Origin of the sequence: Streptomyces sp. ISL-100 (genome assembly GCF_018614615.1) — a bacterium.
Taxonomy (GTDB): Bacteria; Actinomycetota; Actinomycetes; order Streptomycetales; family Streptomycetaceae; genus Streptomyces.
Map to the genome: position 1 here is coordinate 26,899 of NZ_JAGGOK010000041.1, position 20,021 is coordinate 46,919.

Sequence of the window (20,021 nt, forward strand, 5' to 3'; positions counted from 1 at the left end):
TGGGTGGGCTGCCCGGGCAGAGCCGTGCGGAGCAAGGTGAAGCGCGGAACGGGGGAAGAGTGACAGGGGTGAGCACCCGCTGTCAGGACCGCGTCAAGAAGTTGGCCGGAATTCGTCCGTTGCCCGAATAGTCATGTTCGTTAACCGGACGCTTCGCGGCCTGTTAACCACGAGGCCGTACGGCGCCCGGAACCGGCCATGAACCGAGGCCACGGGTTTCAGTTGGCCGTGCCACGAGTGCCGGAGCGCGGCATCAGGCCAGGCTGTCGCGCCAGGCGCGGTGCAGGCCGGCGAAGTGGCCCGTACCGCCGATGAGTTCGGTGGGGGAGCCGTCCTCGACGATGCGGCCGTGCTCCATGACCAGCACCCGGTCGGCGATCCCCACCGTCGACAGCCGGTGCGCGATCACCACGGCCGTACGCCCGCGCAGCACCGTGTCCATCGCGCGCTGCACCGCCCGCTCGCCAGGGACGTCCAGGGACGACGTCGCCTCGTCGAGGATCAGGACCGCCGGGTCGGCCAGCAGCGCGCGGGCGAAGGCGACCAGCTGCCGCTGGCCCGCCGAGATGCGCCCGCCCCGCTTGCGTACGTCCGTGTCGTACCCCTGCGGCAGACCGCTGATGAAGTCGTGTGCGCCGATCGCCTTCGCCGCCTGCTCGATGTCCTCACGGGCGGCGTCGGGGCGGCCGATGGCGATGTTGTCGGCGACCGTACCGGAGAACAGGAACGCCTCCTGGGTCACCATCACCACCCCGCGTCGCAGTTCGGGCACGGCGAGATCGCGCAGGTCGGTGCCGTCGAGGAGGACGCGGCCCCCGGTCGGGTCGTAGAAGCGGGCCAGCAGCTTGGCGAGGGTCGACTTGCCCGCGCCCGTCGAGCCGACGACGGCGACGGTCTGGCCGGCGGGCAGCGTCAGGCTGAAGCGCGGCAGGACTTCGCCGCCGGTGCGGTAGGCGAAGCTGACGTCGTCGAAGACGACCTCGCGGCCCGGTCCGCCGTTCCCGAGGGCGGGCAGTTCACGCGGCTCGGCCGGTTCGCGGACGGTCGGGGTCTGGGCGAGCAGGCCCGCGATCTTCTCCAGGGAAGCGGCCGCCGACTGGTAGGAGTTGAGGAACATCCCGAGCCGGTCGATCGGGTCGTAGAGCCGCCGCAGGTAGAGCACGGAGGCGGCGAGGACGCCGAGCTCCAGCGTGCCGTCGGCTACCTGGTAGGCGCCCCACAGGACCATGCCGGCGACCGCCGTGTTGGCGACCAGCCGGGAGCCGACGACGTACTGGGCCATCTCCAGCAGGCCGTCGCCGTTCGTCCGCTCGTGGCGGTGGTTGAGCACGCGGAACTCGGCGTCGTTCGCCCGCTCGCGCCGGAACGCCCGTACCGGCCGGATGCCGTTCATCGTCTCCGCGAACTTCACGATGACGGCGGCGATCGCTGTCGACCGCTTGCTGAAGACGACGGAGACGCGGGCCCGGTAGCGCCGGATGAGCAGATACAGCGGTACGAACGACAGCACCGCCAGCCCGCCGATACCCGCGTCGAGGTACAGCAGCAGCGCGCAGATGTAGACACTCGACAGGATGACCCCGATCAGCTCCTGCAGACCCTCGCTGAGCAGCTGCCGCAGCGACTCCACGTCGGTCGTCGACCGGGAGATCAGCCGCCCGGACGTATACCGCTCGTGGAAGTCGACACTCAGAGCCTGCGCGTGCCGGAAGATCCTGCCGCGCAGATCGAGGAGTACGTCCTGGTTGACGTGGGCGGAGAGCCGGATGAAGGCGTAATGGAGCAGGCCCCCGCCGACCGAGCACAGCACATAGCCGGCCGCGACAACGACCAGCGGCCCGAAGTCGTCGCGCCGCAGGGCCGGCACGCCGCGGTCGATGGCGTACGCGACGAGCAGCGGCCCCGCCTGCACCGCCGCCTGCTGGAGCAGCAGGATGAGCGTGGCGACACCGACCCTGACCCGCCGGGGCCGCAACAACGACCGCAGCAGCACCCCCGTCGCCCCTTCGGGCGCGGGCAACGCATCCCGGTCAAAGGGATCCCCACCCCGCTCCGCACCCCCAACCCCACCTCCAGCTTCCGCCCCGACACCGACCGCGCCCCCGGCTTTTGCCCCGGCCCGGGCCTCATCCGTGCGCCTGGCGGGCCGCTCGGCCCCGGCCGCGTTGTCGGAGTTCGGCTGGCCGTTCGCGGTGGTGGTCATGCCTCGGCTCCCTTTTCGCCGTCGGCCGGGCCGTCGGACGTTCCGGACATCAGCCATGCGTACTCGGCGCTGCTGTGCAGCAGTTCGTGGTGGGTGCCGACGGCTGTGATGCGGCCGGCGGAGAGCAGCGCCACCCGGTCGGCGAGCAGCACGGTGGACGGACGGTGCGCGACGACGAGCGCGGTCGTGTCCGCCAGGACGCGCCGCAGTGCCGCCTCCACCAGTGCCTCCGTATGCACGTCGAGCGCCGACAGCGGATCGTCGAGCACGAGGAAGCGCGGCCTGCCCACCACCGCCCTGGCCAGCGCGAGCCGTTGCCGCTGACCGCCTGACAGGCTCAGGCCCTGCTCGCCGACCTGCGTGGCCGTGCCCTGCGGCAGTTGGTGTACGAAGCCGGCCTGCGCGGTGTCCAGGGCCCGGTCCAGGTCGGCTTCGTCCGCGCCGCCGCCCGCGCCCATCAGGACGTTCTCGCCGACACTCGCCGAGAAGAGCGTCGGCTCCTCGAAGGCGACGGACACCAGCTCCCGCAGCCGCTCGCGCGGTATCGCCGTGATGTCCTGCCCGTCGAGCGTGATCCGCCCGCCCGTCACTTCGTGCAGCCTCGGTACGAGCGTGGTGAGCGTCGTCTTGCCGCTGCCGGTGGCTCCGACGAGGGCCATCGTCTCGCCCGGCCGTACGTGCAGATCGATGTGGGCCAGGACGGGCGGAGTTCCGGGGGACGCGTCGGGGTATCGGAACTCGACCCCCTCGAAGACGATCCCGTCCCCGCCCGGAGCCGCCGTGAGCACGTGCGCGCCCCCCTCCGTCTCCTCCCGCGCGTCCATCACCTCGAAGTACCGCTCGGTCGCCGTCGCCGCGTCCTGGCTGATCGCGAGCAGGAAGCCGATCGACTCCACCGGCCAGCGCAGAGCCAGCGCCGTCGACAGGAATGCCACCAGCGTGCCCGCCGACAGATCGCCGTCGGCGACCTGCACCGTGCCGAGCACCAGCGCCGTGCCGATCGCCAGTTCCGGCAAAGCCGTGATCACGGCCCAGATGCCCGCCAGCAGCCGGGCCTTCGTCAGCTCCGTGCCCCGCAGCGTCAGCGACAGCTCACGGAAGGCCTGCGCCTGACTGCGGTGCCGGCCGAACCCCTTGATGACGCGGATACCGAGCACGCTCTCCTCGACGACCGTCGTCAGATCGCCGACCTGGTCCTGGGACCGCCGCGCGACCAGTGCGTACTTCGACTCGAAGGCAAAGCACAGCACCACCAGCGGAATCACGGGCGCCAGCAGCACCAGCCCCAACGACCACTGCTGTTGCAGCAGGATGACGAACCCGACCAGGATCGTCACCCCGTTGACCAGCAGGAACGTCAGCGGAAACGCCAGGAACATCCGCAGCAGCATCAGATCCGTCGTCCCGCGCGAAAGTAACTGCCCCGACGGCCACCGGTCGTGGAAAGCCACCGGCAGCCGCTGCAGATGCCGGTACAGATCGCCCCGCATCGCCGCCTCCACCCCGGCCAGCGGCCGCGCCACCAGCCACCGCCGCAGCCCGAAGAGCGCCGCCTCGGTGAGCCCGAGCAGCAGCAGGTACAGCGCGCCGAGCCACACCCCGCCCGGGTCCCGGTCCGCGACCGGGCCGTCCACGATCCACTTCAGGACGAGCGGGATGACCAGGCCGAGGCAGGAGGCCAGCACCGCGACAAACGCCGCGCAGGCCAGCCGTGCCCGCACCGGGCGCACGTACGGCCACAGGCGCAGCAGCGAACGTACGGCCGATCGGTCCTTGGCGGAAGCAGTGGGAGCAGTGGGAGCATCCGTTCCGGTCATCAGGATCGAGCGTACGGTTCACCACTGACAGCGCTCAGCGAATTTACGCCGCACCCGCCTTCAGCAGAAGCACCGATCTCGCCGGCACAGTGATTGCCCCGCCCCCCAGGTGCACCGCCCCCGGCGCCGTTTCCTGGCTCTCCAGCGACGTGTCCACGACCAGTTCGTACGTCCGCGCCCACGGCGGCCCCGGCAGCACGAAACTCACCGGACTGTCCCCCGCGTGCAGTACGGCGAGAAAGCTGTCGTCCGTGATCTTCGCTCCGCGCGCGTCGCGTCCCGGGATGTCGCGGCCGGACAGGTAGAAGCCCACGGTCGAGGCCGGGGCGTACCAGTCCTCCTGCGTCATCTCCTTGCCGCGCGGGGTGAACCACGCCAGGTCGCGCAGCCCGTCCGCCGCCTGCGCCCGCCCCGAGAAGAACGCACGCCGGCGCAGCACCGGATGCGCGTGCCGCAGGGCCAGCAGACGGGACGTCAGCTCGAAGAGCTCCCGCCGGCCGCGGTCCTCAAGCAGCGACCAGTCGATCCAGCTGACCTCGTTGTCCTGGCAGTACGCGTTGTTGTTGCCGCCCTGCGTACGCCCCATCTCGTCGCCCGCGACCAGCATCGGCACGCCCGTCGACAGCAGCAGCGTCGTCACCAGGTTCCGAAGCTGCCGCCGGCGCAGGGCGTTCACCCCGGCGTCCTCGGTCTCCCCCTCCGCGCCGCAGTTCCACGACCGGTTGTCGTTCGTCCCGTCCCGGTTGCCCTCCCCGTTCGCCGCGTTGTGCTTCTGGTGGTACGACACGAGGTCCCGCAGCGTGAAGCCGTCGTGCGCGGTGACGAAGTTGACGGAGGCGTACGGGCGACGGCCGCCCCACGCGTACAAGTCGCTCGACCCCGACAGCCGGTACCCCAGGTCACGGACGTCCGGCAGCGCGCCCCGCCAGAAGTCCCGTACTGCGTCCCGGTAGCGGTCGTTCCACTCCGTCCAGAGCGGGGGAAAGGCGCCCACCTGGTAACCGCCGTTCCCCACGTCCCACGGCTCGGCGATCAGCTTCACCCGCCGCAGCACCGGATCCTGCGCGATCACCGCGAGAAAGGGCGACAGCATGTCGACGTCGTGCATCGAGCGCGCGAGCGCCGCCGCCAGGTCGAAGCGGAAGCCGTCGACACCCATTTCGGTGACCCAGTACCTGAGCGAGTCGGTGATCAGCCGCAGGACGTTCGGCTGTACGACGTGCAGGGTGTTCCCGCAGCCCGTGTAGTCGGCGTACCGCCTGGCGTCGTTCTGGAGCCGGTAGTAGCCGCGGTTGTCGATGCCGCGCAGCGACAGCGTGGGCCCGAGCTCGCCCGCCTCCGCCGTGTGGTTGTAGACCACGTCGAGAATGACCTCGATGCCGGCCGCGTGCAGGGCCCGCACCATCTCCTTGAACTCGCCGACCTGCGGCCCGGCCGTCCCCGAGGCCGCGTAGGCGGCGTGCGGCGCGAAATAGCCGATGGAGTTGTAGCCCCAGTAATTGCGCAGGCCGCGCCGCAGCAGGTGGTCCTCGTGGGCGAACTGGTGCACCGGCAGCAGCTCGACCGCCGTCACCCCCAGCCGCTGGAGATGCTCGATCGCCGCCGGGTGACCCAGTCCGGCGTACGTACCGCGCAGCTCCTCGGGAATGCCCGGGTGCAGCTTGGTGAAGCCGCGCACATGCAGCTCGTAGATGACGGAGTCCGCCCACGGCGTCTTGGGCCGCCGGTCGTCCACCCAGTCGTCGTCGGGCGCGTCGTCGTGCACCACCACGCCCTTGGGGACGAACGGCGCCGAGTCCCGGTCGTCGCGCACGGTGTCCGCGACGTTCTGCTGCGGCCAGTCCCTGACGTGCCCGTACACCTCCGCCGGGAGTGTGAAGTCGCCGTCGACGGCCCGTGCGTACGGATCGAGCAGCAGCTTCGCGTGGTTCCAGCGGGCGCCGGTCCACGGGTCCCAGCGGCCGTGCACACGGAAGCCGTAGCGCTGCCCCGCCCGTACGCCCGGTACGAAGCCGTGCCAGATCTCGTGGGTCAGCTCGGTCAGCGGGCAGCGCGTCTCGTTGCCGTCCTCGTCGAAGAGGCACACCTCGACAGCCTCGGCCCCGCCTGCCCACAGCGCGAAATTGGTGCCCGCGACACCGTCGGGGCGGACGCGAAAGCGCGCCCCGAGCGGAGTCGGCGAGCCCGGCCACACGTGTGGTCTGCCCGGGTCGTGCCCTGGGCGCCGCCCGTTCACCGCGGCCGGGGCGGCCGCGGGGCGGCGCTCGCTCACCGCCTCGGGCACCGCTGCCGGCACCGCCTCCTGTACTGCCTCCTGCTCGGCTGCGCTGGACACCTGTAAGCCTCCCGCGGCTCGTTGGGACCGGCGGATCCTTGAGGCCGTACGGCGTCCCGGCCGTGGCCCCCTCGCGTGGTCCTCCCACCTGTTCTTCCCGTAACGGGGCTCGTACTCACGTTTCCCCTGGAGGGGGGCGGTCGTTGGGCCGGGCGTGAGAGACGCAGTGAGACGCGCACGGGCGGCGCTGGCCGCCCTACTGGCAGGGGCGGGACTGATCGCCGGGCTCGCGGGATGCACGGCCGACGGCGATGCGCTGTTCGGCGGGAAGCCGCGTTCGCCCAAGGACCACATCCGGATCGTTCCCGGGAACGGCGCGACGGGAATCCGGGCCGACGGCCGTATCGAGGTGAAGGTCCCTGATGGACGGCTGGAGCGGGTTCAGGTCGTACGGGTCGAGGACGCCGACCAGCACGAGGTCACCGGCCGGATCGCGGACGACGGGCTGAGCTGGCGGCCGGACGCCGGACCGCTGCGGCTCGCCGCGAAGTACACGGTCCACGCGGTCGCCCTCGACGGACACGGGCGGCGCTCCGCCCGGCACACCTCGTTCACGACGGTGGTCCCCGAGCACCGGTTCATCGGCTACTTCAAGCCGGAGAACCGGTCCACCGTCGGCACCGGAATGATCGTTTCCTTCTCCTTCAACCGTGCCGTCGTCAACCGCGCCGCCGTCGAACGTGCCATCAAGGTCACCTCGCAGCCGCCGGTGGAGGTGTCGGGCCACTGGTTCGGCAGCCAGCGCCTGGACTTCAGGCCGCGCGACTACTGGAAGCCGGGCACCCGCGTCAGCGTCGACCTGCGGCTGCGCGACGTCGAGGCGGCGCCCGGCGTGTTCGGCATCCAGCACAAAGCCGTCGGCTTCACGGTCGGCCGCTCTCAGGTGTCCACGGTGGACGCGGAGGCGCACACCATGGTGGTTCGGCGCGACGGCGAGAAGCCGGTGAGCGTGCCGGTCAGCGCGGGGGCGCCGAAGAGCACGACGTACAACGGAAAAATGGTCGTCACCGAGCTGTACGACGTCACCCGGATGGACGGCAGGACCGTCGGCTTCGGCGGCGAGTACGACATCCCGGACGTCCCGCACGCGATGCGGCTGACGGCTTCGGGGACCTTCCTGCACGGCAACTACTGGGCCCCGTCGAAGACGTTCGGATCGGTCAACACGAGCCACGGATGCATCGGGCTGCGCGATGTGAAGGGTGGGAGTCCGGACACCCCGGGCGGCTGGTTCTTCGACCGCACGCTCATCGGGGATGTGGTGGAAGTGGTGAACTCCCGCGACCGGAAGGTCGCTCCCGACAACGGCCTCGGCGGCTGGAACATGGACTGGAACCGCTGGAAGGCCGGTTCCGCGATGAAGTGATTCTCCCTCCCCCCTCTCACAGCTACTTGGAACTGAACGGTGACATATACCGGGATCCCGGGACGCGGCCGGTGTGATTACCATTCACCAGGCGCGCGGTTGCTGCGCGAGGGGGTGCGGGCCATGGCTGAGGCCAGGCCGTGCGAGGGGAGAACAAAAAGTGAAAAGGCAGCCGATATCGGGGACATCGGCCGGAGCGCGGCGGGGGCGCGGATCTCGGCGCGGGGGCCCGGGACTGCTGGCTCTGCTGCTGGGGGCGATGCTGCTGTTCGTCACGGCGTGCGGCGGAAGCGGTGACTCCGGCGGTGGTGACGGCAAGGGCGAGAAGGACGGGGCGGGGAAGGCCGCCGACACCAAGGCGTCGCAGGCCGTGGTGACGATCGCGCCCAAGGACGAGGCGAAGAACGTCGCCACGAGCGGTGCTCTGAAGATTCGCGCGGACAAGGGCAAGCTGACGTCCGTCACGGTCGAGGACACCAAGGGCAACGAGGTCGAGGGAAAGATCACCGCGGGCGGCACCGCCTGGGAGCCGACGCACCACCTCGGCGCCGCCACCAAGTACAAGGTCCACGCGATCGCGAAGGACTCCGAGGGCCGTGAGTCCGCGAAGGACACCACCTTCACGACGCTCGTACCGAAGAACACCTTCGTCAGCTACTTCACGCCCGAGGACGGCTCGACGGTCGGCGTCGGAATGCCCGTCTCGCTGCGTTTCAGCCGGGGCATCACCGCGCCCGAGGACGTCGAGAAGGCGGTCAAGGTCACGGCCGAGCCGTCGGTGCCGGTCGAGGGCCACTGGTTCGGCAACGACCGCCTCGACTTCCGCCCCGAGAAGTACTGGGCCGCAGGGACCAAGGTGACGCTGAAGCTGAACCTCGACGGCGTCGAGGGCCGGCCCGGCGTGTACGGCAAGCAGACGAAGACCGTGAAGTTCACGGTCGGCCGCAGCCAGGTCAGCGTCGTGGACGCCGCTGCGCACAAGATGACGATCAAGCGCGACGGCAAGGTCTTCAAGACCATCCCGATCACCGCGGGCGCCCCGTCGACGACGACGTACAACGGCCAGATGGTCATCAGCGAGAAGTACGCGGTGACGCGCATGAACGGCGCCACGGTGGGCTTCGGCGGCGAGTACGACATCAAGGACGTGCCGCACGCGATGCGCCTGTCCACCTCGGGCACCTTCATCCACGGCAACTACTGGGCGGGCGCGGGAACCTTCGGGTCGGCCAACGTCAGCCACGGTTGCGTGGGTCTGCGGGACGTGCGGGGCGGATGGGACAAGCAGGCCCCGGCCGCCTGGTTCTTCAACAGCTCGATCCTCGGTGACGTGGTCGTCGTGAAGAACTCCCACGACAAGCAGATCCAGCCGGACAACGGCCTCAACGGCTGGAACATGTCCTGGTCGGAGTGGAAGAAGTAACACACGCTGTACGTACGGGCCTGGTGCTGTTGTTCACAGCACCGGGCCCGTTGTCGTTAACGGGGGCTAACCTCGCTCGTATGACTGTGAATCTCGAAGTCTCCGAGGGCGTCGGCACCATCCGCCTGGCACGCCCCCCGATGAACGCACTGGACATCGCGACCCAGGACCGGCTGCGCGAGCTCGCCGAGGAGGCGACCCGGCGCGACGACGTGCGCGCCGTGGTCATCTACGGCGGCGAGAAGGTGTTCGCGGCCGGCGCGGACATCAAGGAGATGCAGGTGATGGACCATGCGGCGATGGTCGTACGCTCCAAGGCCCTCCAGGACTCGTTCACCGCGGTCGCCCGCATCCCGAAGCCCGTCGTCGCCGCGGTCACCGGCTACGCGCTGGGCGGCGGCTGCGAGCTCGCCCTGTGCGCCGATTTCCGTATCGCCGGCGACAACGCCAAGCTCGGCCAGCCCGAGATCCTGCTCGGCCTGATCCCCGGCGCGGGCGGCACGCAGCGGCTCGCGCGGCTGGTCGGCCCCTCCAAGGCCAAGGACCTGATCTTCACCGGGCGGCAGGTGCGCGCCGACGAGGCGTTGGCGATCGGCCTGGTCGACCGGGTCGTGCCGGCCGCCGAGGTGTACGAGCAGGCGCACGCCTGGGCCGCGAAGCTCGCGCAGGGTCCCGCGATGGCGCTGCGGGCGGCCAAGGAGTGCGTCGACGCGGGGCTGGAGACGGACGTGGACACCGGGCTCACCATCGAACGCAACTGGTTCGCGGGACTGTTCGCCACCGAGGACCGGGAGCGAGGCATGCGCAGCTTCGTCGAGGAGGGGCCCGGCAAGGCCAAGTTCCTGTGACGCGCGGCAAGTTGGTGCAAGTTGGTGAGTACTCCTCCCGGGCGGATTAACGCAGCTTTAACGCAGCCTGAAGGGCGCCTTGTGCAACGCGTTCGGTGATCAGTCGTACGCGCTATGTCACCGCAGGTCATGTGGGGTGCGGCGGGCACTTGGCTGCCACTGGCATATGTCAACCGGCACCCCCGGGCGGGGTCGTTGCGGGGAATCGAATCCCCCGGAACGGCCCCGGACGGCCTCGCGGGCGGCCATGATGGGGGCATGGCGGGGCTGGATGGTGTGGAGCAACCGCGGCCGCGCGGCAGCGCGACTGCCGCGCGGTGGACGCCGGCCGTAGAGGACGAACAGGCGTTCAGGGCGGTGGAGTTGTTCGGGAATCCGACGGATGAAGAAGTCCGGCTGCCCTCCCGTCCGGAGTCGGCGGCCACAGCGCGGCGGCTCACGCACTGCGTGGTGTTCCGCCAGTGGGGGCTCTCCCCGCAGACCGCGGAGTACGCGGTGCTGCTCGTCTCGGAGCTCGTGGGCAACGCCGTGCGGCACACCGGCGCCCGCGTCTTCGGGCTGCGCATGCTGCGCCGCAGGGGCTGGATAAGGATCGAAGTGCGCGACCCGTCGCGCGGCCTGCCCTGCCTGATGCCGGTGCGCGAACTCGACACCAGTGGCCGAGGGCTCTTCCTCGTCGACAAGCTCTCCGACCGGTGGGGCGTGGATCTGCTGCCGCGCGGCAAGACCACCTGGTTCGAGATGCGGGTCTGCGACCGTGCCGTCGAGCGCTGACCGTACGAGCTGACGCGTACGAGCTGACGGGTACACAAAAGCCCCCTGCGGCCGGGGTGCGGCTCTTCGGGGGCTTTTGTGGAGCGCCGTGGAACGAGGGGGGTGTGATCCACGGCCGCTTTGGTGACGACCTGGCCCGGGTCAATGGGGGTCGTGGCACCGACTATGGCAGACAGGTGAGCACGGCGCCAAAGGCCCCCATTGGGGCAAAACCGCACAAGATTGGGCATTCTCGAAATGAATCGCAGGTGAGCTGAGCCACTTCACCTGGTAATGCTCGCATAAGTATGGGCTCAAGTGGGTGAATCCATACCTGGAGGGGGTGTGGGGCGGCTCGCGTGTGGCGACCCGCTAGGCCCCAAATTGGCTCAATCGTTAGCTTTTGCTCGCATTACCCCTTAAATGGGGCGCGTGACACTGACATGCCGCCGTAGTGTGCTGCGCGCCGGAGCGGGAGCGGCGGTGGCCGTCGCGGGAACGCCCGCCACCGGCTGCGGCGCGGGCGCCGGGTCACCCGCCCCCGTACCCTCGCCCCCTGTACCGCCCACGGCACCGCGCCCCGCCCCCGCCCCCCACCGCTTTGCCGGCCTGCCCGTCCAGGTCACCCACGGCCCGCGCGACCGCCCCCGGGTCGCCCTCACGTTCCACGGCCAGGGCGACCCGGCCATCGCGGAGGCCGTGCTCGCCGAGGCCGAGCGGGCCGGCGCCCGCCTCACCGTCCTCGCGGTCGGCAGCTGGCTCGACGCTCATCCGGCGCTCGCCCGCCGGATCCTCGACGGCGGCCACGACCTCGGCAACCACACCCAGCGCCACCTCACCATCTCGGCCATGGGGGAGCGGGAGGCGTACGCCGAGATCAGCGGCTGCGCGGACCGGCTGCGCCGGCTCACCGGCTCCATCGGCACCTGGTTCCGCCCATCGCGCACCCAGTACGCCACCCCGCTCGTGCAGCGGCTGGCACGCCGGGCGGGCTATCCGCACGTCCTCTCGTACGACGTCGACTCGCTCGACTTCACCTCGCCCGGCGCCCCGGCCGTCACCCGGAAAATCGCCGGGGAAATCCGCAACGGATCCGTGGTGAGCCTGCACCTCGGCTACGCGGACACGATCACCGCCCTGCCCGCCCTCCTCGACGAACTCGACCGCCGCGGCCTGCGCGCGGTGACGACCACGGAGCTGCTGACCCGATGACGACGATGATTCGACGAACGACCGCGCTGCTCGCCGGCGCCCTCCTGGCGGCCCTCGCGGGCTGCGCCGACCCCGCGGGCCCGGCCGGGGACCGCGGCACCAAGGACGTCGCCCCGCCCGCCAGCGTGAAGAAGACCGCGCCGCCCGGACTGCCGGGGATGCCGCCGGTGCTCGACACCAAGGACGTGTACGCCGCGGACCGGCCGAACCAGCTGTCACCGGTCGTCAAGAACTTTCCGTCGCGCGTCTACGTCCCCAACACCAACTCCAACACCGTGTCGGTGATCGACCCCAAGACATACAAGGTCATCGAGACGATCCCGGTGGGCGTCCAGCCGCAGCACGTCGTCCCGTCCTGGGACATGAAGACCCTGTGGGTCAACAACAACCGCGGCCACACCCTCACCCCGATCAACCCCGCCACGGGCAAGGTGGGCAAGCCGGTGGAGGTGCACGACCCGTACAACCTCTACTTCACGCCCAACGGCAAGTACGCCGTCGTCATGGCGTCGATGGACCGCGAACTGGTCTTCCGCGATCCGCACACCATGGACCGCGTCAAGACCGTGCCGGTGAGCTGCGCGGGCGTGAACCACGCCGACTTCTCCACCGACGGACGGTACTTCGTCGTCTCCTGCGAGTTCTCCGGCGAGCTGCTGAAGGTCGACACCGAGAAGATGAAGGTCGTCGGCCAGCAGAAGCTTCCGTTCGAGGGTGCGATGCCGCAGGACGTGAAGATCTCACCCGACGGCAAGACGATCTACATCGCCGACATGATGGCGCACGGCATGTGGGTCCTGGACGGCGCGAAGTTCACCACCCCCAAGCTGCTGCCGACGGGCAAGGGCTGCCACGGCCTGTACGTCTCGCGCGACTCCAAGGAGATGTACGTATCCAACCGGGGCGAGGGCTCCGTCTCCGTCTTCGACTTCGGGAAGAACAAGCTGACGAAGAAGTGGCACCTGCCGGACGGCGGAAGCCCCGACATGGGCGGTGTCTCGGCGGACGGCAAGGTGCTGTGGCTGTCCGGGCGCTACGACTCGGAGGTGTACGCGATCGACACCACCACCGGCAAGCAGCTCGCCCGCATCCCGGTCGGCGGCGGCCCGCACGGTTTGGCGGTCTACCCGCAGCCGGGCCGCTACTCGCTGGGCCACACCGGCATCTTCCGCTGACCTTCCAGCCGCTGCGGCGTTCGAGGATCGGGGTCCGGGGCACAGGCGCCGGTTACCTGCTCCCGGCCGCCTACCAGAGCACCGGCAGCCGCTCCGGCAAGCGCTTGATGAAGCCCGTGCGCCACACCAGTTGCTCCGCCGGGACCGCGAGACCCAGCCGTGGCATCCGGTCCACCAGCGCCGCCAGCGCCGTTTCCGCGTGCGCGCGCCCCAAAGCCGACGCCGGGCAGAAGTGCCGGCCGCCGCCGAAGGCCAGATGCGGGTTGTGTTCGCGGTTCAGGTTCAGTGTCTCGGGGTCCTCGAAGACCTCCGGGTCGAAGTTGGCGCCCTCGACGAGGACCAGGACCAGGTCTCCCTTGCGTACGAGCACGTCACCGAGCTGTACGTCGGCGAGCGCGACCCGCGGCAGGCCGTCTCCGATCGACAGATTCCAGCGCAACAGTTCGTCGACGGCCCGGCCCATCCGGTCGGGATGGTTGCGCAGATACCCGATCAGCTCCGGCCGCTGGAGCAGCGCGAGCACCGCCAGTACCAGGAAGGCGGAGGTCGAGACCGCACCCGCGCCGAACAGCGAGGCGGCGACGGTGGCGAGCATCTCGTCCGTCAGATGCGCCGACTCGGCGTCTTCGCGCAGCGCCGCCAGCTCACCGAGCAGCCCCGAGCGTTCGGACGCCGGAGCGTTCAGCCGCTCCACCATGTAGCCGACGTCCTTGTACCAGTTGAGCTTCGAGCCCTCGAAGGGGTGCGCGCTGGTCATGAACGCGATGTCCAGGCTCGACATGAGCCGCGGCCAGTCCTCGAACGGCACCCCGAGAACCTTGCAGTGCAGCGCCGCCGAGAAGGGGTCGGCGAACCCTGCCCGCAGGTCCACCGGCGGCCCCCAGGCCATCAGGTCGTCGATGAGCCGATCCGCCGTGACGCGCAGCCAGCCGTCCAGCGCCCCGCCCGCAGGCGGGTTGAGCGCCTTCATCACCGCACCGCGCAGCCCGGCGCTGTTGATGTTGCCCATGTTGTTGACCACCTCGGGCGGGATGGTCAGCGCGTACTGCCGCGGCACGCCGGGGTTGGCTGTGTCCTTGAGGCTGAACCGCTCGTCCTCCAGCACCTGTTTGGCCAGCGGGTAGCTGCTCACCAGCCAGGCGCTGTCACCGGTGAGGGTGCGCACCCGGGCCACAGGCTGCTGCTCCCGGAGCCAGGAACACTCTTCGGGCAGTACGTCGCCCCGTCGGGAGAGGGGGAATTCAAGCAGCTTGTCGGTCATCGTCCGCAGTCCTTCCGTAGGCATCGAGCTTTACGACGGCATAGGCATGGGCAGAGCGCTGACGATCCGTCACGGAAGTGCTCCACCATCGCGTCGCAGCTCTTGCGGAATTGGTCGCCCGGGCTGTCAGGGCATGGTCGCCCTCGGAGCGGATGGGGCGGTATTGGGGGGTGTAGGGCCGGATCGTGAATGCGTCAGTCGTGATGGCCACTGATGGAAACGCCCTTGGCGCCGCTAGTCCCGGGGAGCCCTGTGCTCCTGGTGTGGCGACGACGCCATGAAGTTATCGCCCGGCGGCGGAGAGTTACGAAGCGGCCCCGGGTATTGGCCGGAACTAAGCACTCCGGGGCGGAAAAACCACTGTCCCCGCGCGGAGGCTTTACGGAGAAATACTTCAGGGCGCCACCATCGGGGCCTCCGGGCCCACCGGCCGACAGGGCCGGTGACCAGCCCGATAATCTGGGCGGGTTCTGATCAGCACCAGAAGGGGTGGGTCCATCCATGGCGGACATCGAGTCGGCGCGCAAGGCTTTCGAGCGGTACGACGTCAACGGGGACGGGACGATCTCGGCGGTCGAGTACAAGAGCGTCATGGCGCAGCTCGGTGACCCCTACGTCACCGAGACGGTGGCCCAGGCCGTGATCAACTCCCACGACAGCAACGGTGACGGCAAGCTCACCTTCGACGAGTTCTGGGCGTCCCAGAACAAGGGCTGACCGCCGTACGGTACGGGCCCGGAATCCCCCCGGCTCAGGGCGTGGGTTCCGGGCCCGTGCGCGTATCCGCGGTCATGTCGTCGAGCTCGGCCTGCGCCGCTTCGAGCCAGCCGACCCAGAAGTTCTCCAGGTCGATCCCGGCGCGCAGGACCAGATGCCGCAGTCGGTCGCTCTGGCTGTCCCTGCCCTCGCCGAAGTCGCGTTCCTCGATCGCGCGGTACTCCGCCAACTGCGCGCGGTGAAGCGTCAGATGGCGGCGTACCTCCGCCTCCAGGCCTTGCGTGCCCACGACTCCCGCCGCGCGCAGGCGCAGCAGGAGGGCGTCCCGGATCGGCTTGGGATCCTCGATCTTCCCCACCCACGCGGCCAGTTCGTCGCGCCCGGCCGGCAGGACCTCGTACTCCTTCTTCTGCCCGCGCGTCGGCTGCTGCGGCTGAGGCAGGGCCCGGATCGCGCCGGACTGCTCCAGCTTGGCCAGCTCGCGGTATATCTGCTGATGCGTGGCGGACCAGAAGTAGCCGATGGACTTGTCGAACCTGCGGGTCAGCTCCAGCCCGGACGACGGCTTTTCGAGCAGGGCGGTGAGGATCGCGTACGGGAGGGACATGAGCGCATCCTAGGCAGGGCTCCCCGTCACAGGGTGGCCGCGAGTTCCGTCCCCTGCCGGATCGCGCGCTTGGCGTCCAGCTCGGCGGCCACGTCCGCGCCACCGATGAGGTGCACGGGCAGTCCGGCGGCGAGCAGCGTGTCGTACAGCTCGCGGCGCGGTTCCTGACCGGTGCACAGGACGACGGTGTCGACCGGGATCAGCCGCTGCTCGCCGCCGACCGTGACGTGCAGTCCTTCGTCGTCGATACGGTCGTACGCCGCGCCTGCGACCATCGTGACGCCGCGGTGCTTGAGTTCGGTGCGGTGGATCCAGCCGGTGGTCTTGCCGAGCCCGGCGCCGACCTTGGCGGCCTTGCGCTGGATCAGGGTCACGGTGCGGGTCTGCGGGGCGCGGACCGGGGCCTGGAGGCCGCCGCGCGCGCCGTAGTCCATGTCGACGCCCCACTGGCGGAAGAACACCTCGGGGCTGAGGCTCGCCGAGTCGGTGCCGGCCGGGTCCGACGACGTATCCGTCAGGAACTCCGCCACGTCGAAGCCAATGCCGCCCGCGCCGATGACCGCGACACGGTCGCCCGCCTTCGCGTCGTCGCGCAGAAGGTCGAGGTAGCTGACGACGCTGGGGTGGTCGATGCCCTCGATCTGAGGGATGCGCGGCGTGACGCCGGTGGCGAGGACGATCTCGTCGAAGCCGGCGGCGGTGAGGGACTCGGCGGTGGCGTGCGTGCCGAGACGTACCTCTACGCCGTGCTCGTCGAGTTGGTTGCGGAAGTAGCGCAGCGTCTCGTTGAACTCCTCCTTGCCCGGCACCTTGCGCGCGATGTTGAGCTGACCGCCGATCACGTCGGAGGCGTCGTACAGCGTCACGGTGTGGCCGCGCTCGGCGGCTGTCACCGCGCAGGCGAGCCCGGCAGGACCGGCGCCGACGACGGCGACGCGCTTGGAGCGGCGGGTGGGGGAGAGGACCAGCTCGGTCTCGTGGCAGGCGCGCGGGTTGACCAGGCAGGAGGTGATCAGGCCGCTGAAGGTGTGGTCGAGGCACGCCTGGTTGCAGCCGATGCAGGTGTTGATGGAGTCGGCGCGTCCGGCCTTGGCCTTGGCGACGAAGTCGGGGTCGGCGAGGAAGGGGCGGGCGAGCGAGACCATGTCGGCGCAGCCGTCGGCGAGGAGTTCCTCGGCCTTCTCGGGCGTGTTGATGCGGTTGGTCGTGACGAGGGGGATGTTCACCGAGCCCATGACCCGCTTGGTCACCCAGGCGTACGCGCCACGCGGCACGGAGGTGGCGATGGTGGGGATGCGGGCCTCGTGCCAGCCGATGCCCGTGTTGATGATGGTCGCGCCGGCCGCCTCGACCTCACGGGCGAGCGTGATGACCTCGTCGAGGGAGGAGCCGCCGGGGACCAGGTCGAGCATCGAGAGGCGGTAGATGAGGATGAAGTCCGGGCCGACGTGCTCGCGCACGCGGCGGACGATCTCGACCGGGAAGCGCATGCGGTTCTCGTACGAGCCGCCCCACCGGTCGTCGCGGTGGTTGGTGTGGGCGGCGATGAACTCGTTGATCAGGTAGCCCTCGGACCCCATGATCTCGACGCCGTCGTAGCCCGCCGACTTCGCGAGTCCGGCCGTACGGACGAAGTCCTCGATGGTCTCCTCGACCTCGGCGTCGGTCAGCGCGTTCGGCGTGTACGGGCTGATGGGGGCCTGGATGGCGCTGGGGGCGACGAGGTCGGGGTGGTAGGCGTACCGCCCGAAGTGCAGGATCTGCATCGCGATCCTGCCGCCCTCGCGGTGCACGGCGTCGGTCACCTGCCGGTGCTGCGCGGCCTCCTCGGGCGTGGTCAGCTTCGCGCCGCCGGGGTAGGGGCGGCCGCGGTCGTTGGGGGCTATGCCACCGGTGACCATGAGGCCGACGCCGCCGCGGGTGCGGGTCGCGTAGAACTCGGCCATCCGCTCGAAGCCGCGCTCGGCCTCTTCGAGTCCGACGTGCATCGAACCCATCAGCACGCGGTTGGGGAGGGTCGTGAAGCCCAGGTCGAGGGGGCTCAGGAGATGCGGGTATTCAGTCGTCGGACTCATGCCGCAATGTGTAGTCCACGCGGGTCGTGTTGTGCAACAAGTTGCATAAAGAGTGCGGTGTTACTTCGGCAACATCCGCGACGACGTGCGCTCGTGCAGAGTGCGGGCGAACTCCTTGGCCCGTTCCAGCTGGGTCCGCAGATCGCTCACGCGCTCGGCAGCCGCCCGCTCGAAGCCTCGCACCCGCTCCAGCAGCGCCTCCCGCTCGTCCTCCGTCGGTGGCTCGGGCGCGTCGAGCCGGTCGGTGGCGTCCAGCAGGTCCCGCATCTGGTCCAGCGTGAATCCGAGCGGCTTCATGCGGCGTACGACCATCAGGCGCGCGACGTCGGCCTCGGTGTAGAGGCGGAAGCCGCCCTGGGAGCGGGCGGACGGGGTGACCAGGCCGGTCTCCTCGTAGTGCCGGATGGTCCGCAGGGACAGCTCCGTCCTGGTCGCGACCTCGCCGATCTGCATGTGCTTGCTGTCCACGCCCGGTGGCCTCTCGTCCGTCGTCGTACGCCCGTCGCGATCTCTACCCTAACGTCAGGGTAGAGTTGCCCCGCGCCGGTGAACGCCGGTCCCGGTTTCCCCTGCGCACGACAGGCTCCATTCTCTTGCTTTCCTTCGCCATGCCCCGCCCGCCCCGCCCGCTCCGCCCCGTCTGGCTCTCGCCCAAGGTCTTCCGTACCGAGTTCCTGGCCGGCCTGGTGGTCGCGCTGGCGCTGATCCCCGAGGCGATCTCGTTCTCGATCATCGCCGGTGTCGACCCGAGCATCGGTCTCTTCGCGTCGTTCACGATGGCTGTCACCATCGCGTTCGTCGGCGGGCGGCCCGCGATGATCTCGGCGGCGACGGGAGCGGTGGCCCTGGTCATCGCCCCGCTCAACCGTGAGCACGGCCTCGGGTATCTGATCGCCTGCGTCATTCTCGCGGGCGTCTTCCAGATCGTCCTCGGCGCGCTCGGGGTCGCGAAGCTGATGCGGTTCGTGCCGCGCTCGGTGATGGTGGGCTTCGTCAACTCGCTCGCCATCCTGATCTTCATGGCCCAGGTGCCGGAGCTCACGGACGTTCCGTGGATGGTGTATCCGCTGGTCGCGGCGGGGCTGGCGCTCATGGTGCTCTTCCCGAGGATCACCAGGGCCGTCCCGGCGCCGCTGGTCTCCATCGTCATCCTCACGACGGTCACGCTGGCCGCCGGGATCGCCGTACCGAACGTCGGCGACAAGGGTGACCTGCCGTCGTCGCTGCCGGTCCCGGGATTGCCGGACGTACCGTTCACCTTCGACACGCTGAAGATCATCGCGCCGTACGCGCTGGCGATGGCGCTGGTAGGCCTGATGGAGTCGCTGATGACGGCCAAGCTGGTCGACGACATCACCGACACGCACTCCAGCAAGACCCGCGAGTCCATCGGCCAGGGCATCGCCAACATCGTCACCGGCTTCTTCGGCGGCATGGGCGGCTGTGCGATGATCGGCCAGACCATGATCAACGTCAAGGCCTCGGGTGCGCGTACCCGCCTGTCGACGTTCCTGGCGGGTGTCTTCCTGATGGTGCTGTGCATCCTCTTCGGGCCCATCGTCTCGGACATCCCGATGGCGGCACTGGTCGCGGTGATGATCCTGGTCTCGGTGGCCACGTTCGACTGGCACTCCATCGCGCCGAAGACGCTCAGGCGGATGCCGCTGGGTGAGACGACCGTCATGGCCGTCACCGTGCTGTGCGTGGTGGCGACGCACAACCTGGCCATCGGTGTGGTCGTCGGCTCCATCACCGCCATGGTCATCTTCGCCAAGCGCGTCGCGCACCTGGTCGATGTCACCGCGGTCACCGACGAGGACGGCGGCCGGGTCGTCTACACCGTCACCGGAGAGCTGTTCTTCGCGTCGTCCAACGAGCTGGTCGAGCAGTTCGACTACGCGAAGGGCGGACCGGAACGGGTTGTCATCGACCTGACGGCGGCGCACATCTGGGACGCGTCGTCGGTCGCCGCGCTGGACGCGATCACGACGAAGTACGAACACCGGGGCAAGACGGTCGAGATCGTCGGCCTGAACCTCTACAGCGCCAAGATGCACGACGCACTCAGCGGCGAACTCGGCGCCGACCACTGATGGACGCCCCCACCAGGGCGTCCCCCTCCGGCCGAGCACCCGCCCCGCCCCACGCGGTGACGGCCTGTGCGGCTGCGCCCCGCCAGGTGACGGCACCCCGTGGTGACGGCCCGCGTGGCGCCCCGAGTGGTGATGG

General features: G+C 69.7%; 15 protein-coding genes. 8 read left to right on the forward strand and 7 right to left on the reverse strand.

The window, feature by feature from the left end; all coding sequences use genetic code 11:
- Positions 1-253 precede the first annotated feature (253 nt).
- The 3 genes from J7E89_RS18350 to glgX are packed head-to-tail and all read right to left on the reverse strand — an operon-like array spanning position 254 to position 6,355.
- Entirely contained in the window at positions 254-2,203 is a 1,950-nt protein-coding gene (locus tag J7E89_RS18350; RefSeq protein ID WP_214974794.1) for an ABC transporter ATP-binding protein, read from the reverse strand.
- Entirely contained in the window at positions 2,200-4,020 is a 1,821-nt protein-coding gene (locus tag J7E89_RS18355) for an ABC transporter ATP-binding protein (RefSeq protein ID WP_214974796.1), read from the reverse strand. Before J7E89_RS18355 ends, J7E89_RS18350 begins: the two co-directional genes overlap by 4 nt.
- Before the next feature lie 43 nt (positions 4,021-4,063).
- Positions 4,064-6,355 (reverse strand): glycogen debranching protein GlgX, encoded by a 2,292-nt coding sequence (gene glgX, locus J7E89_RS18360; RefSeq protein ID WP_214974798.1) that lies wholly within the window; start codon positions 6,353-6,355, stop codon positions 4,064-4,066.
- Positions 6,356-6,521: 166 nt separating this feature from the next.
- Here glgX and J7E89_RS18365 point away from each other — a divergent pair, with 166 nt between their 5' ends.
- From J7E89_RS18365 to J7E89_RS18390, 6 genes are all read left to right on the forward strand, one after another.
- Positions 6,522-7,721, forward strand: coding sequence for an Ig-like domain-containing protein (locus J7E89_RS18365; RefSeq protein WP_308315517.1), 1,200 nt, complete (start codon positions 6,522-6,524; stop codon positions 7,719-7,721).
- A gap of 160 nt (positions 7,722-7,881) precedes the next feature.
- Positions 7,882-9,144 (forward strand): Ig-like domain-containing protein, encoded by a 1,263-nt coding sequence (locus J7E89_RS18370; protein WP_214974802.1) that lies wholly within the window; start codon positions 7,882-7,884, stop codon positions 9,142-9,144.
- Between the two features lie 80 nt (positions 9,145-9,224).
- Positions 9,225-9,992: an enoyl-CoA hydratase/isomerase family protein gene (locus tag J7E89_RS18375; protein WP_214974804.1), complete on the forward strand. Its 768-nt coding sequence runs from the start codon at positions 9,225-9,227 to the stop codon at positions 9,990-9,992.
- A gap of 258 nt (positions 9,993-10,250) precedes the next feature.
- Complete coding sequence (locus J7E89_RS18380) at positions 10,251-10,766, forward strand: ATP-binding protein (RefSeq protein ID WP_251060727.1); 516 nt, start codon at positions 10,251-10,253, stop codon at positions 10,764-10,766.
- A 402-nt stretch (positions 10,767-11,168) separates the two neighbouring features.
- Positions 11,169-11,957, forward strand: coding sequence for a polysaccharide deacetylase family protein (locus tag J7E89_RS18385; protein ID WP_214974805.1), 789 nt, complete (start codon positions 11,169-11,171; stop codon positions 11,955-11,957).
- Positions 11,954-13,132 carry a YncE family protein gene (locus tag J7E89_RS18390; RefSeq protein ID WP_214974806.1) on the forward strand — a complete coding sequence of 393 codons (1,179 nt, stop codon included), beginning with the start codon at positions 11,954-11,956 and terminating at the stop codon, positions 13,130-13,132. Before J7E89_RS18385 ends, J7E89_RS18390 begins: the two co-directional genes overlap by 4 nt.
- A 70-nt stretch (positions 13,133-13,202) precedes the next feature.
- Here the strand turns inward: J7E89_RS18390 and J7E89_RS18395 are convergent, their stop codons facing one another.
- The gene (locus J7E89_RS18395; protein WP_214974807.1) at positions 13,203-14,393 is read right to left on the reverse strand and encodes a cytochrome P450; all 1,191 of its coding nucleotides are present in this window, start codon (positions 14,391-14,393) and stop codon (positions 13,203-13,205) included.
- A 501-nt stretch (positions 14,394-14,894) separates the two neighbouring features.
- On the opposite strand from J7E89_RS18395, the gene J7E89_RS18400 reads away from it, so the two are divergent.
- Positions 14,895-15,110, forward strand: a complete 216-nt coding sequence (locus tag J7E89_RS18400) for an EF-hand domain-containing protein (RefSeq protein WP_214974808.1) — start codon at positions 14,895-14,897, stop codon at positions 15,108-15,110.
- A 34-nt stretch (positions 15,111-15,144) separates the two neighbouring features.
- Here J7E89_RS18400 and J7E89_RS18405 read toward each other — a convergent pair whose 3' ends face one another.
- The 3 genes from J7E89_RS18405 to J7E89_RS18415 are packed head-to-tail and all read right to left on the reverse strand — an operon-like array spanning position 15,145 to position 18,260.
- Positions 15,145-15,717, reverse strand: a complete 573-nt coding sequence (locus J7E89_RS18405) for a PadR family transcriptional regulator (RefSeq protein WP_214974809.1) — start codon at positions 15,715-15,717, stop codon at positions 15,145-15,147.
- A gap of 26 nt (positions 15,718-15,743) precedes the next feature.
- A complete protein-coding gene (locus J7E89_RS18410) occupies positions 15,744-17,792 on the reverse strand; it encodes an NADPH-dependent 2,4-dienoyl-CoA reductase (RefSeq protein ID WP_214974810.1) in 2,049 nt (682 codons plus the stop codon).
- A gap of 60 nt (positions 17,793-17,852) precedes the next feature.
- Positions 17,853-18,260, reverse strand: coding sequence for a MerR family transcriptional regulator (locus J7E89_RS18415; protein WP_214974811.1), 408 nt, complete (start codon positions 18,258-18,260; stop codon positions 17,853-17,855).
- A 140-nt stretch (positions 18,261-18,400) separates the two neighbouring features.
- Here J7E89_RS18415 and J7E89_RS18420 point away from each other — a divergent pair, with 140 nt between their 5' ends.
- Entirely contained in the window at positions 18,401-19,885 is a 1,485-nt protein-coding gene (locus J7E89_RS18420; protein WP_214974813.1) for a SulP family inorganic anion transporter, read from the forward strand.
- The last annotated feature ends 136 nt before the right edge of the window (positions 19,886-20,021 follow it).

Bases quoted from the DNA above. Each gene is read 5' to 3' on its own strand.
- J7E89_RS18390 (WP_214974806.1), top strand. From the start codon at position 11,954: ATGACGACGATGATTCGACGAACGACCGCGCTGCTCGCCGGCGCCCTC.
- J7E89_RS18375 (WP_214974804.1), top strand. From the start codon at position 9,225: ATGACTGTGAATCTCGAAGTCTCCGAGGGCGTCGGCACCATCCGCCTG.
- J7E89_RS18395 (WP_214974807.1), bottom strand. From the start codon at position 14,393: ATGACCGACAAGCTGCTTGAATTCCCCCTCTCCCGACGGGGCGACGTA.
- J7E89_RS18400 (WP_214974808.1), top strand. From the start codon at position 14,895: ATGGCGGACATCGAGTCGGCGCGCAAGGCTTTCGAGCGGTACGACGTC.
- J7E89_RS18410 (WP_214974810.1), bottom strand. From the start codon at position 17,792: ATGAGTCCGACGACTGAATACCCGCATCTCCTGAGCCCCCTCGACCTG.
- J7E89_RS18385 (WP_214974805.1), top strand. From the start codon at position 11,169: ATGGGGCGCGTGACACTGACATGCCGCCGTAGTGTGCTGCGCGCCGGA.
- J7E89_RS18355 (WP_214974796.1), bottom strand. From the start codon at position 4,020: ATGACCGGAACGGATGCTCCCACTGCTCCCACTGCTTCCGCCAAGGAC.
- J7E89_RS18380 (WP_251060727.1), top strand. From the start codon at position 10,251: ATGGCGGGGCTGGATGGTGTGGAGCAACCGCGGCCGCGCGGCAGCGCG.
- J7E89_RS18405 (WP_214974809.1), bottom strand. From the start codon at position 15,717: ATGTCCCTCCCGTACGCGATCCTCACCGCCCTGCTCGAAAAGCCGTCG.
- J7E89_RS18420 (WP_214974813.1), top strand. From the start codon at position 18,401: ATGCCCCGCCCGCCCCGCCCGCTCCGCCCCGTCTGGCTCTCGCCCAAG.
- J7E89_RS18350 (WP_214974794.1), bottom strand. From the start codon at position 2,203: ATGACCACCACCGCGAACGGCCAGCCGAACTCCGACAACGCGGCCGGG.